This is a genomic window from Acinetobacter sp. ANC 4178, assembly GCF_004331175.1.
Classification (GTDB): domain Bacteria; phylum Pseudomonadota; class Gammaproteobacteria; order Pseudomonadales; family Moraxellaceae; genus Acinetobacter.
Genome location: NZ_SJOD01000003.1, coordinates 97388 through 111059, shown reverse-complemented (window position 1 = coordinate 111059; position 13672 = coordinate 97388). Strand labels below are relative to the sequence as shown.

11 protein-coding genes are annotated in these 13672 nt (G+C 41.8%); 3 read left to right on the top strand and 8 right to left on the bottom strand.

The window, feature by feature from the left end:
• Window position 1 precedes the first annotated feature (1 nt).
• Entirely contained in the window at window positions 2-793 is a 792-nt protein-coding gene (locus E0H87_RS07585) for an RnfABCDGE type electron transport complex subunit B (protein ID WP_131323039.1), read from the bottom strand.
• Between the two features lie 343 nt (window positions 794-1136).
• Here E0H87_RS07585 and gdhA point away from each other — a divergent pair, with 343 nt between their 5' ends.
• Window positions 1137-2480: an NADP-specific glutamate dehydrogenase gene (gene gdhA, locus E0H87_RS07580; RefSeq protein WP_131323316.1), complete on the top strand. Its 1344-nt coding sequence runs from the start codon at window positions 1137-1139 to the stop codon at window positions 2478-2480.
• A 67-nt stretch (window positions 2481-2547) separates the two neighbouring features.
• Here gdhA and E0H87_RS07575 read toward each other — a convergent pair whose 3' ends face one another.
• From E0H87_RS07575 to rlmH, 3 genes are all read right to left on the bottom strand, one after another.
• On the bottom strand, window positions 2548-3318 hold the full coding sequence (locus tag E0H87_RS07575; RefSeq protein ID WP_131323038.1) for an META and DUF4377 domain-containing protein: 771 nt from the start codon (window positions 3316-3318) through the stop codon (window positions 2548-2550).
• Window positions 3319-3434: 116 nt separating this feature from the next.
• Window positions 3435-4211 carry a dioxygenase gene (locus E0H87_RS07570; RefSeq protein WP_131323037.1) on the bottom strand — a complete coding sequence of 259 codons (777 nt, stop codon included), beginning with the start codon at window positions 4209-4211 and terminating at the stop codon, window positions 3435-3437.
• A gap of 114 nt (window positions 4212-4325) precedes the next feature.
• Entirely contained in the window at window positions 4326-4808 is a 483-nt protein-coding gene (gene rlmH, locus E0H87_RS07565) for a 23S rRNA (pseudouridine(1915)-N(3))-methyltransferase RlmH (RefSeq protein WP_026441300.1), read from the bottom strand.
• A gap of 153 nt (window positions 4809-4961) precedes the next feature.
• Between rlmH and E0H87_RS07560 the strand changes: the two genes are divergently transcribed.
• Complete coding sequence (locus E0H87_RS07560; protein WP_131323036.1) at window positions 4962-5900, top strand: M20/M25/M40 family metallo-hydrolase; 939 nt, start codon at window positions 4962-4964, stop codon at window positions 5898-5900.
• Between the two features lie 282 nt (window positions 5901-6182).
• Here the strand turns inward: E0H87_RS07560 and E0H87_RS07555 are convergent, their stop codons facing one another.
• From E0H87_RS07555 to E0H87_RS07540, 4 genes are all read right to left on the bottom strand, one after another.
• Window positions 6183-6563 (bottom strand): VOC family protein, encoded by a 381-nt coding sequence (locus tag E0H87_RS07555; RefSeq protein ID WP_131323035.1) that lies wholly within the window; start codon window positions 6561-6563, stop codon window positions 6183-6185.
• Window positions 6564-6694: 131 nt separating this feature from the next.
• Window positions 6695-9124, bottom strand: coding sequence for an endopeptidase La (gene lon, locus E0H87_RS07550; RefSeq protein WP_131323034.1), 2430 nt, complete (start codon window positions 9122-9124; stop codon window positions 6695-6697).
• A gap of 148 nt (window positions 9125-9272) precedes the next feature.
• Window positions 9273-9863, bottom strand: coding sequence for a 5-formyltetrahydrofolate cyclo-ligase (locus E0H87_RS07545; RefSeq protein ID WP_131323033.1), 591 nt, complete (start codon window positions 9861-9863; stop codon window positions 9273-9275).
• A 71-nt stretch (window positions 9864-9934) separates the two neighbouring features.
• Window positions 9935-10330: a MerR family transcriptional regulator gene (locus E0H87_RS07540; RefSeq protein WP_131323032.1), complete on the bottom strand. Its 396-nt coding sequence runs from the start codon at window positions 10328-10330 to the stop codon at window positions 9935-9937.
• Window positions 10331-10412: 82 nt separating this feature from the next.
• On the opposite strand from E0H87_RS07540, the gene E0H87_RS07535 reads away from it, so the two are divergent.
• Window positions 10413-13376, top strand: a complete 2964-nt coding sequence (locus tag E0H87_RS07535) for a heavy metal translocating P-type ATPase (protein ID WP_131323031.1) — start codon at window positions 10413-10415, stop codon at window positions 13374-13376.
• Window positions 13377-13672 lie beyond the last annotated feature (296 nt).

Sequence of the window (13672 nt, the reverse complement as noted above, 5' to 3'; positions counted from 1 at the left end):
TTTAAGCTCCTTGCAATGCATTGAGTTGTTCGGTCAATGTCAGCAATTGAGCGCGCTTAGTTACATCTTCACGAACACTGAGTTGCTTTTCTAATTTTTTGATTTGTGTTCGTAGCTTTGCCAATTCAATGGTTGATTGAGCATTTTGATTGGCGACGACAGATGTTTTATCTGCAACTTCAATCACGGGGACTGAATCAAGCTGAGTAGAGAATTGGGCAAATAATGTTGTATCAATTTCGGCACGTACCACAGGCCCTTTACGCTGCAAACGTCGTGTTTCTTCACGCTGAATGTGCGCATAGTAACGCTGGCGTAAATCGTTTTGTTCTGTCGTACGTTCAATTTGATTCGGTAAGCGATTCAAGTCTTCGACCAAATCAATACAGTCGACTGGGCAAGGCGGAATGCAAAGTTCACAGCCCGTACACAAATCAGTCAATACGCTATGCATCAGTTTGCCTGATCCAATAATCGCATCGACAGGGCATGCACTAATACATTTGGTACAACCAATACATTCATCTTCCCGAATAACGGCTTTCATCCGTTGCGGACGTCCATCCGACTGAAGTGGCCATACGCTTTCCTCAGCTTTGAGAGATGGACGTTGTAGCAATTCAGCTAAAGCATCCGCTACAGGTTGCCCACCTGGCACGCATTTATTGGCTGCTTCTCCTTCTGCAATTGCTTTGGCGTAGGGAAGGCAACCATCTCGATGACCACATAAACCACATTGAGTTTGGGGGAGTAGCGCGTCGATGCGTTGAATGAGAGCAATTTGCGAAATCATGTGAAAACCACACCTGCCTTTAAAGCAGGATTAGAAAGATGGGAGTCAAATTTTCCCGAATTTTAGCATGATTCGGGTGATTAATCTTGTGTTCCAAATTGATGCATTGCGTGTATTTGTATGGTGCATATATTGAGTTTATTGTTAAGTCTGGGTTTAAAAATAGGGAAGACAAACTTTGTGTAATAGTTAAAATAATTATTTGTTATATATTAAAAATATCACATTATTTTAAATAAATATTGTGGGCAGTGGATAAAAAGTATTTAATATTTTGCGCCAAAATTTATCACTTAATTTAATTTTGACCTATTTTGATTCATAAATTGCTGAGGATGAAGTGTTGAAATATAGTAGCCTAAACGACTTTTTGGATTACGTAAAAACACGTGATGCCCACCAACCCGAGTTTCTACAAGCGGTAGAAGAGGTGATGACCAGTCTGTGGCCATTCATTGAAAAGAACCCAAAATATGCAGCACATGGATTACTTGAGCGTTTAATTGAACCAGAACGTGCTATCCAATTCCGCGTGTCGTGGGTCGATGATCAAGGCAATACCCATGTAAATCGAGCATTTCGTGTTCAATACAACTCAGCAATTGGCCCATTTAAGGGGGGAATGCGTTTCCATCCTTCAGTCAATTTATCTATTTTGAAGTTCTTGGGTTTTGAACAGACTTTTAAAAATGCCTTAACAACGTTGCCTATGGGTGGCGGAAAAGGCGGTTCTGACTTTGACCCTAAAGGGAAGTCAGAAGGCGAAATTATGCGTTTCTGCCAAGCATTAATGATTGAGTTATACCGTCACTTAGGTTCTAACACTGATATTCCTGCTGGGGATATTGGTGTTGGTGGTCGTGAAGTCGGTTATATGGCTGGGATGATGAAAAAGCTCAGTAATGATACTTCTTGTGTATTTACTGGAAAAGGCTTGGCATTTGGCGGATCTTTGGCACGTCCAGAAGCAACAGGTTACGGCACAGTCTATTTTGCCGAAGAAATGCTAAAAACACGTGGTGACAGTTTCCAAGGAAAAACCGTGACTATTTCAGGTTCGGGCAATGTCGCGCAATTTGCTGCGGAAAAAGCCATGTTCTTGGGTGCAAAAGTCGTATCACTTTCAGACTCGAATGGTACGGTTTATGTCAAAGATGGCTTTACTGACGAACTTCTTGCAGAAGTGATGCATTTGAAAAATGAAGCCCGTGGACGTATTTCTGAATTTGCCTCTCAGCATGGATTTGAATATTTAGAAGGCAAACGCCCTTGGGGAATTCCTTGTGACATCGCTTTACCATGTGCAACTCAGAATGAATTAACGGGTGAAGACGCAGAAGTGTTATTAGCCAATGGTGTGTTATGTGTTGCAGAAGGTGCCAATATGCCTTCAACCCTCGATGCTGTAGAAAAATTTGTTGCAGCAAAAATTTTGTATGCACCAGGTAAGGCATCCAATGCAGGGGGTGTTGCAACATCAGGTCTAGAAATGTCACAAAATGCTTTGCGTTTAGGTTGGGGTTTCGAAGAAGTCGATGAGCGTTTACATGCAATTATGAAAGACATTCACCGTAATTGCGTTAAATATGGCACAAAAGCAGACGGTAGCATTAATTATGTGGATGGTGCCAATATCGCAGGCTTTGTAAAAGTTGCCGATGCGATGCTGTCACAGGGTGTGTTTTAAGACTAAATCAGTAGAACATCATAAAAAAGCCGATGCAATTGCATCGGCTTTTTTTATTTGCTTGTATTTATTTTACAGTTTCGGTTTCAATCACCATGTCTTTGACATAAGCATATTTTGATTGATCCGCAGCAGGGTTTTGACGTTCAAAACGTTTTACGCGAACAATTTGGCGGGTTTTAGAGTCGTGAGTATAGCCTTCAATATGATCGTAGAATAAGTTCCAATCTTTATTTACTTGAGTTTTTGCACCCTTGTCATCATATTTGATTTCACGAACTTGTAAGCACTCAATGCGAGCCACGCCTGTAGAACAAGTTTTTGTTTCTGGTGAAATTTCTAAAAAGAGGGTTTCGCCTTGAGATTGGTATTTGGTTTCAGGGGTCATTTTCCCAACAAAGACATGTTTTTCGCCTTTCGCAGAAACCAGTGTTAATGTCGGGGCTTCAGCATTTTGGCTATTCAACGTGAATTGAATTGAACGTTGACCGAGTAAATCTGCTGCTAAGCGTTCTTGTTGCATCGCAGGTTCAGCACAAGCCATTTGCGTGCCCATCATTGCACCTGTGACAATTTTGTCACCTTCAATTTTCCAATTGGTGCCCAAACCATTACAGCTAGTTTTAACAGCCAATTGTCCTTGTGCATTAAAAGACAGTGTTAAAGGCTTTGGCGTGGTTGATGTGGTGCTGATCCATTCATAGGCAGCAAGTGTTTTATTTTGATCAGGAATTGATTGTACATTCACGGCTTGATCCATATTTGATGGTGTTTGAGTTGATTGGCAAGCAGCAAGAGAAAAAGGTAACAAAGCAAGTAAAAGGTATTTCAATTTCATTTTAGAATTAACACTTAAGTTAGATAGATACAAAACTTAAGGTTAAATGATTAATAAAAAAAAGAAATGAATACGTGTACAACATTTGTATTCATTTCTTTAATGTTTATAAAGGATTAGTCAAAACGGTAAATGTCCATTCCCAATGAACCCATAGAAAAACTGCTATGTACAATGTTGAATCGCGTACCCGTACCCATTGCAAAAAATAACGGAGCAAAATGTTCTAGAGTCGGGTGGTTGCGCTGTACATAAGGAATACTGTTCCAGTCTAATATAGCGTCATAATCTTGATGCGTCAGTTTCTGAACCACATGGTTACGGAAGGTCGATGCCCATACAGGGACATCCTGAGATTCCCCATGCCATGACAATTCAGACAAATTGTGGGTAATACTGCCAGAACCTATGAGTAAAACTTGTTGTTCACGTAATGCTGAAAGAGTTTGCCCAATTTGATAAATCTGTTCTGCGGACATGTGTATGGGGAGTGAAATTTCAACCACTGGAATATCTGCATTTGGGAACATATGCAAAAGTGGCATCCATACACCGTGATCACGTGGGCGGCTATTATTGGCATGTGCATCAATTCCCGCATCAGACAGTCGTTTTAAAATATCTTCTGCAAGTTTAGGTTCACCGGGAGCGGGATAGCGAATTTCATACAGCGCAGGTGGAAAACCACGAAAATCATGCCATGTTTCTGGACGGATGCCCGTATTAACTTCAAGTGCCTGACTTTCCCAATGTGCTGACATCACAACAATGGCTTTGGGTGTCGGGAGATTTAAGCTTAAACGGTGTAAAGCTGGGCCAACTTGTTCGGGGTTAAGCGCAAGCATGGGAGATCCATGAGAAATAAATAAACCTGGTAAAGTTTGTAGATTCATCGTCTTGCGCCTAATTTGAATAAGAGAATATGTTCATCATGCCAAATACGAATAATTGAATAAAGAGTTTCTATTCAACGTATTGTTGCAATTATAGAATGATGGGAGATAGGTTTAACCCGCTCGATGATAGGGATGATTGTGATTAATACTCATGGCTCGATATAACTGTTCGATCAGCATGACACGCACCAATGGATGTGGCAAGGTCAGCTTCGATAACGACCAATGCCATGCGGCTGCTTTGCGTACCGCTTCAGAATGACCATCTGGTCCACCAATCGCTAAGGCGACATCATTGCCTTCCAACATCCATGATTTCATGGTGTCTGCCAGTTTTTCCGTACTGAATTCACGACCACCCACTTCAAGCGCGATGAGGGTTTCATTTTGTTTGAGTGCATTTAAAATACTGTCGCCTTCAATTTGTCGATATTTTAAAATGTCGGCTTCAGAATCATTTTTTCCGCGCTTTGCCATCGGTAGCTCAATAATTTGAGTTTGTACAAAAGGTTGAATTCGTTTGAAATAATCTTCAAAACCCGTCAGAACCCAAGCTGGCATTTTTTGACCGATGGTCAGAATTCGTATTTTCATATCTGGCATCACATGCTAATTCAGCAGAATTATAGCCTTGAAATCGCACAAACCCATATGGATATACATTTTGCAATTGAAAATAATTACTGGCTGTTGCATTAATGCTCTTTAAGAATGAAAAAAATTGCAATGACGGTGGAATAATAATAAATGAAAAGGAATAAACTTTTAAACGTTGGCTGGCTTGGATTGCTGACTGTGGCTATTTCAGTGGTTACGCAGAGCCAAGCCAATTCTGCCATCAGTCAGCAAGCTGACGTCCAGAATGTACAAGTCTATCTACAACAGATTATTGGTACGGGTTCATTTCGGAATCATCAAAATACGGCCGAATTAAATCGGGTTTCGGCTTGGATTAAAGAGCAAATGCGTTTGTTTGGGATTCCTTGTCAATTTCAGAATTATATTGTGAACCGAGAAAATTATCGCAACGTGGTCTGTTCATTAAATGTGGGCGGTGCTGAAAAAGTTATTGTTGGCGCGCATTATGATGTGTTCGGTCAATTACAGGGAGCAGATGACAATGCCTCGGGAGTTGCAGGAGTAATTGAAACGGCTCGTATTTTGGCGCAGGAGAAGAATAGTCTGACGCATAATGTTGAGTTTGCTTTTTATACACTGGAAGAACCTCCGTATACCAATACTGAATATATGGGCAGTTATGTACATGCTAAGTCGGTACAAGCACAGCGTGACAAGATTCAAGGCGTCTATATTCTTGAAATGATTGGCTACTACGATGCCGCACTGGTACAAGAATACCCTGTTGGATTGAAATGGATTTATCCAAGCCATGGCAATTTTATTGCAGCGGTGAGTGATATTGATTCGCGTGGACTTGGTGAGAATTTTTGTGCTGCTATGCAGCAGTTGGAATGCCAGCGTTTGGTTGCACCCTCATTTACTCCAGGGCTGAATTTTTCAAGTCATAGCAATTATTGGAATTATGATATTCCTGCCATTATGGTGACCGATACAGCCTTTTATCGGAATAAGAACTATCATACGGCTGAGGATACATTAAAGACGTTGAATCTTGAAAAGATGACACAGGTGATTGATGGGCTGGTGCAAACCCTATTGAAGTAAATGGTGTCGAGTAAAACGGATATAACTGGGTTTTATGTAGAAAAAATAAATAATAGAAATAAAAAACGCAGTCCTTGAATAGTGTAAGGACTGCGATCAAGAGATTATCTGCCTGGAGAAACAGATAACCTTTAGAAATAAGAAACATACAGCACATATGTATTCTTACTATTTAATATTGGGTTTTTTTCAGTTTTTTCAAGTTGAGTTTTTACAGAAAAACTTGCGCAATACTGAAAGCCCGAAAACACAAAATTCTTAAATTGTTTGTGATAGCTTGGTTTACTTCATTGAATGCAAACCAATCATATTTCCTTCTGTATCAAAAGCTAAAACAATAAATCCATACTCACCAATGGAAGTTTTTGCTTCATGAATTTTGCCACCCGCTTCACCAATTCGTGCGGCTTCATCTGCACAGTCTTCACATGAAAAATAGATTAATGTGCTGTTTCCGCCTGCGGCGATACCTGACATTTTAACCAAAGCACCAGAAGCACCATAGACTTGCATATCTGATGGGAAAGCCCACATTTGCAGTGAGTTGCCCTCAGATGGAGGCGTGAGTTCTGAGAGTTGAATATTAAATACTGCTTCATAAAATTGTTTGGCACGGGGTATGTCATCGACATAAATTTCAAACCATCCGACAGGGTTTTTCATTTTAATTGTCCTGTATCATCCTTTGAATGCAATTTATTGTAGGGGATAAAAGCGCGAAGATGTGTGGTGTTATCTACAGTAAATTGTAATAAAAAAAGAGAGCCGTAGCTCTCTTCTCATTCTTGCTGAAATTAGTGACGTGCTGCTTTTTTGCCGTCATCAACGGGTTTTACAATCGGTGCTTTAACCAACGGTTCAGGCTTAGACGTCAAGGCAAGAGGTAAAATCTCATCAATCGATTTTACTGCTTTAATCTCAAGCCCTTCTTTCACATTTTCAGGAATCTCTGCGAGATCACGCACGTTGTCTTGAGGAATGAAGACTAATTTAATGCCACCACGGTGTGCAGCAAGTAATTTTTCTTTCAAACCACCAATACGCATTGCACGGCCACCAAGACTGGTTTCACCTGTCATAGCAATATCTGGACGAATTGGAATGCCTGTGAAAGCAGAAACCAATGCAGTCGTTAACGCTAGACCGGCAGAAGGACCATCTTTTGGTGTTGCACCTTCTGGTAAGTGAACGTGAACATCCGTTTCTTCGAAGCGTGTCGACTCGATGCCCAACTCATCTGCACGAGTACGTACTACGGTCATGGCTGCGGTAATCGACTCTTTCATTACATCGCCGAGTGAACCCGTGGTAATGAATTTACCTTTACCTTTAACCGCTGCAACTTCAATGGTCAATAACTCACCACCGACTGAAGTCCATGCTAAGCCGTTAACACGACCAACTTGTGCTTCATCTTCCGCCATACCAAAGTCAAACTTATGCGGACCTAAGTAGTCTGGAAGATTAGCCGAAGTGACATCAACTTGTAGGTTTTTCGCCTTTTTGCTGACCGCTTCTTTTACCACTTTACGGGCAATTTTAGAGACTTCTCGTTCTAAGCTCCGTACACCGGCTTCACGTGTATAACGCTGCACGATGTCACGAATTGCTTCTTCGTGAACAGTCAGTTCTTTAGCACGTAGACCATTGTTCTTAATCGCTTTTGGAACAAGGTAACGTTCAGCAATATTAACTTTTTCATCTTCGGTATAACCCGGTAGACGAATCACTTCCATACGATCCAACAACGCTTCAGGAATATTCATGCTGTTGGCAGTACAGATAAACATCACTTCAGATAAGTCAAGATCAAGATCTAAATAGTGATCGTTGAACTTATTGTTCTGTGATGGATCGAGCACTTCAAGCAATGCAGAAGCAGGATCACCACGGTAGTCTTGCGCCATCTTGTCGATTTCATCGAGCAAGAACAATGGGTTCTTTACGCCGACTTTCGTTAAAGACTGCACAATTTTACCCGGCATCGCACCGATATAGGTACGACGGTGACCACGAATTTCAGCTTCGTCACGTACACCACCCAGCGCCATACGGACAAACTCACGACCAGTCGCTTTCGCAACAGATTCGCCCAATGAGGTTTTACCAACACCCGGAGGACCAACCAAACAAAGGATTGGACCTTTGAGTTTTTTCACGCGGGATTGAACTGCAAGATATTCCACAATACGATCTTTTACGTCATCTAAGCCGTAATGGTCTGCATCGAGAATTTCTTGCGCTTTGCTTAAGTTAATGCTGACTTTGCTGGCTTTATTCCAAGGTGTATCTAAAATCACCTCTAAATAGTTGCGCACCACAGCCGCTTCACTTGAGGCAGGTTGCATTGCTTTCAGTTTACGGAATTCGGCTTCTGCTTTTTTACGTACGTGCTCAGGCAAATCAGCTTCGGCAAGACGTTTTTCAATTTCAGCAACATCATCTTCCGCACCGCCATTCATGTCAGAAAGTTCACGCTGAATCACCTTCATTTTTTCATTGAGGAAGTATTCGCGTTGATTTTTCTCCATTTGACGTTTTACAGAGTCATGTAAAGTTTGCTCAATCTGTTGCTCTTCAGACTGTTGCAATAAATAGGTCATGAGCTCTTGTAAATGTGCTTCAAATTCATCGTGCTCAAGAAACTTTTGTTTCACATCAATATTTAAAGGCACACGTGTTGCGACAAAGAATAATAATTGCAATAAATCTTCAATTTTGTTCGCGGCAGCAACTAACTCACGTGCGTTACGCAATTTTGCTTCAGCATACTGAGCAAACAAGGCACGTAATTCTTGGACACGTGTTTCTTGGGTTGTTTCATCAATCTGAACAGACATTGGGCTGAGGGCATGTTCAGCAGTTAGATAGTCATTTTCATCAATGATTTTTTCTAACTTTGAACGATGTAAGCCTTCAATTAATACTTTTATACAGTTTTCGTCATTCTCATGATTCACAACTTGCACAATCTTCGCGACAGTACCGTATTGATATAAGTTGTCGTGATCAATTTCTTCTGAAAGAGAATCTTTCTGAGCAACTACAAATACTAGATTGTCACTGTTACGAGCCACATCAACTGCATTGATCGATTTTTCACGACCTACAAATAGCGCGATTTGCATGTGCGGATAAACTACCACATCACGTAACGCTAAAAGCGGTAATACACTTGGAACCTGAGGCTCTAAGGTTTCTTGATTCATAATAATTTCAGACATGGGCACTCCTAATGAGTGACAACGGTGTTGCCATGTTTTTTATAGTGATGGGTATTTTAAAAAATACAAGGGCCGCTCAAAACAAATTGTATAAAAAATGACTAAACATGTGATTTTTAAGTATTCTCAACAGTCAAAAATGTCAATTTTAGCGTTTGAAGCGTAAATATTGTTGAGGGGTGAGCAGTCCATCTAAAGGCTGGTCCCATTTTTCTCGAATCAAGCGCTGTGGCACTAACTGGAAGTGATGGGCCAAACCAAGACGAAACGGACGGTGATAGGGTGCAGCAGCTAAGGTTTTGTCGTAAAAACCGCCGCCCATGCCAATACGCGTGCCATAAAGATCACATGCCAATAAAGGCATTAGTAGCAGGTCTAGGTGTGAAACGTGTTGCCCACGTGTTGCCATGGGTTCTTGCATACCCAGCGGATGATGAGAAAAACGCTTATTTTGAAATTGATTGCGTGAAACTTTGACCCACACCAAACGTTGATTCATATTGCAAATCATCGGCAAATACACCACTTTTTTTTGATGAAAACAATATTCAATGATTTTACGGGTCTGAATTTCTCCAAAGGCATGTAGATAAATGCCGACATGCTTGGCCTGTTTAAATTCGGGCACAGGTCTTAGGCGCTGTAAAATTTGCTGTTCGGACTGCTGCTGTCGATAAGCGGAAACTTGTCTGCGTTGTTTGCGAAGCTGTTTTCTGAGTTGAGCAAGTTCAATCGACATAGTGAACGCAGTCCTGAGTATCGAAAAGGTGAGTGGGAAAGTGATCGCCAAATTTAAAAGACGGCAACTGTTTATGGTTCAGTTGTTGAACCTTTTTTTAGTTCTTGCAAAATTGGGCAGCAACTGTCGGTGGTGGTTTTACATTCATCCACCCAACTTGAAAGACGCTGTTTCAGTGCATTTAATTCTTGAATCCGTTGATCAATTTTTTCCAGTCGTTGCTGAATCACTTCACGGACTTTTTCTCGGTCATCCAATTGTAAATGTAATAGATCTTGAATTTCACTGAGCTGCAAGCCTGCATCTTTTCCTTTTTGAATAAAGCTTAAAGTTTCAATGTCTTGTTGGCTGTAATAACGATAGTTTTGTGTGGTTTCTGGAATGCGCATGAGACCAATTCGCTGATAATAACGAATCGTTTCAACATTAACATGACACTGTTTTGCCAGTTTGCCGATAGTGAGCATAAAATAATCTCCAAAAGGCTTGACTCAGTACCTAGGTACAGACTTTATGCTAACACAATCAAAAAATAAAAGGTGAGTCAGAATGAGTGAACAACACAAAACGTCTTGCTGTTCCAAACAGAAATTAGCGCCTACGGTGGTGAATATTGATCCTGTCTGTGGAATGACGGTGGCAGAGGGTTCTCCACATGTGTATGAGCATCAATCAGTTCGTTATTTGTTTTGTTGCTCAGGCTGTTTAAAGAAATTTGCCGCTAACCCAGAGGCTTACTTAAGCTCAGAAAAACAAGCAAGCACTTGTTGCAATCAACCGAAAACATATATAAGAGATGCCTCATCTCAGGCGAAAGAGGGAAGTGCTGTAGTTACTTCCAAAGGTTGTGGTTGCGGATCAAAAGCTGTGTCAGATACAGAGAAGACCACATTTATTGATCCTGTATGCGGTATGACCGTAACGGATTTAAGTAAACCGCACACCGAGTGGCAGGGACAGGACTACTATTTTTGTAGTGAAAAATGTTTGCAAAAGTTTATTGCAACCCCAGAGGCTTACGTAAAAACTGAAGATGCAGTATCGGTGTCTACTTCTACTGCGGGCTGTTGTGGTTCAACTCCGAAAGAGACAGAGAAAAAAACGTCTTGTTGTGAGCCTAAGCCGCAAACAGAACCAGACACCAAAGCAAGTTGCTGTGCACCCAAGCCGAAAGTAGAAGCTGCAAAAAGTAGCTGCTGTGGTGGTGGGAAAAATCAACATGAACATCTTGCTCCATCGGGGTCATCCACATTTATTGACCCTGTCTGCGGTATGTCTGTTGACTCAAATACAGAGTTAAAAACTGATTATCAGCAACAGATCTATTATTTCTGTAACCCATCTTGCTTAGACAAATTTAAGGGAGATCCTGAGTTTTATCTAATTCCAGCCGATCAGCGTCCTGTGCCTGAAGGTGCTGCGGATATGGATTATACCTGTCCGATGGATCCTGAGATTGTGCAAAAAGGACCGGGCACGTGTCCGATTTGTGGTATGGCGCTGGAGCCGATGCAACCGACTTTAGATGATGCACCGAATCCTGAGTTGGTGGATTTTAGCCATCGCTTTTGGATGACCTTACCGTTGACGTTGATTGTGTTTGTCTTGGCGATGGGTTCACACATTCATAGTTTTATTTCACCGCATATTCAGCCGTGGATTGAGTTGGTACTGGCGACCCCTGTAGTGCTGTGGGCAGGTAAACCCTTTATTGAGCGTTGTTGGACCTCATATAAAACTCGTAACTTAAATATGTGGAGCCTGATTGGGGTTGGGGTATTAGCCGCCTATATTTATAGTGTCGTGGCGACCATTTTCCCAAGTGTGATTCCGATGGCAGCCAAAACAGGGCATGGCGTCGCGGTGTACTTTGAAGCAGCCTGTATGATTGTATCTCTGAGTTTACTTGGTCAAATCATGGAGCTGAAAGCACGTGCTAAAACAGCCGATTCATTGAAAGCCTTGCTTAAACTCCAAGTCAACACCGCCAAGTTGGTTCAAAACGATCAAGTGATTGAAGTAGATATTGGCATGGTCAAACAAGGCGATATTTTACAAATTTCTTCAGGTGATCAGATTCCACTGGATGGCGTGGTGGTGGAAGGCAAAACCTATGTCGATGAAGCCATGATGACGGGTGAACCTGTGCCAGTGAAAAAGCAAGTGCATGACACAGTCATTGGCGGCACAGTGAATCAGCAAGGCAGCATTCGTATACAAACCACGGCTGTAGGTGCTAATACAACGTTATCAAAAATGATTCAGACGGTTGCAGAAGCGCAACGTTCTAAAGCGCCGTTGCAACGTTTAGCCGACGTGTTTGCCAAGTATTTTGTGATTGTGGTGTTGTTAATTAGTGCTTTGACCTTCGTTGCATGGATGGTGTTTGGTGGGGCGCAATTTGATTTGGCATTGATGTGTGCGGTGGCGGTACTGATTATTGCCTGCCCATGCGCGCTTGGTTTGGCGACGCCAATGTCCGTGATGGCCACTACAGGTCGTGCAGCACAAAAAGGGGTACTGTTTAAAGATGCGGAAGCGATTGAAGCCTTAAGTAAAGTGAATACCTTGATTGTCGATAAAACAGGGACTCTGACGGAAGGTAAACCGAGTCTTAAAGAAATTCAGTTGCTCAGCCCAAATGTGGAACAAACTCAAGTTGAACAGTGGATTGCCTCGATTGAGCAATATTCAAGTCACCCTATTGCTCAAACTCTGACTCAAATTGTTCCTGCACAGCAGTTGCTAAAAGTGGAAGACTTTGAAGATGTCGCGGGCTTTGGCGTGAAAGGTCAGATTGCAGAGCAAACCTTGTATATCGGCAGTCAAAAGTTGCTAGAACAACTCGGCATCACGTTAGACACTACTGTACAAAGCCAGTTAGATCAGCAACGTGCAATAGGCAATGTCATAAGTTTCTTGAGCAATAGCCAAGAAGTGCTGGCTTATATTTCTATTCACGATGCAATTAAAGCCAATGCGCAGCAAGTGATTCAACAATTGATTGCCGATGGCATTGAAGTGGTGATGGCCACAGGTGACCATGAGCAAAATGCGCAACTGGTGGCAAAAGAGTTAGGCATTCAGCATGTGCATGGCAATTGTACCCCAATCGAAAAATTGGAGATTGTGAAGAAATATCAGGCGCAGGGCAAAATTGTGGCGATGGCTGGAGATGGCATTAACGATGCACCAGCGCTTGCACAAGCCAATGTCGGAATTGCGATGGGGAATGGAACTGATATTGCCAAACAGACGGCACAAGTGACGTTAGTCAAAGGTGACATTCGTGGAGCAGCCGATGCCCTGCATATGGCGAAACTGGGTGTACGTAATATGAAACAGAACCTTGCCTTTTCTTTTGTGTATAACGGTTTGGGTGTACCTGTCGCAGCGGGGATTTTCTATCCATTGACTGGCTTGCTATTGACTCCGATGTTAGCCGCAGTGGCGATGTCGCTCAGTTCATTGTCTGTGGTTTTAAATGCCTTGCGTTTGCAAAAAGCGAAATAAGTCCAGCCGCATATAAATGGTAACAAAAGCCTCAAGCATTTCCTTGAGGCTTTTTTACATTTACGGCATAACAGATAGAACAAAACAAAAACTGAAGTGTCGACAATAGAACTCAAGGGTCATTCAGGATAACGTCATGATTGGACTCAAACCAAGCGTTAGAAGAACAGGTCACGACATGGATATAAAAAATGTAGTTCTATCACAGAATAAGCATGGAAATAAGATTTAAGCTATTGAATTAAAATAAATTGTAGAACTGTTGTATTGAAGCATCTTCAGAACGGATACCCAAT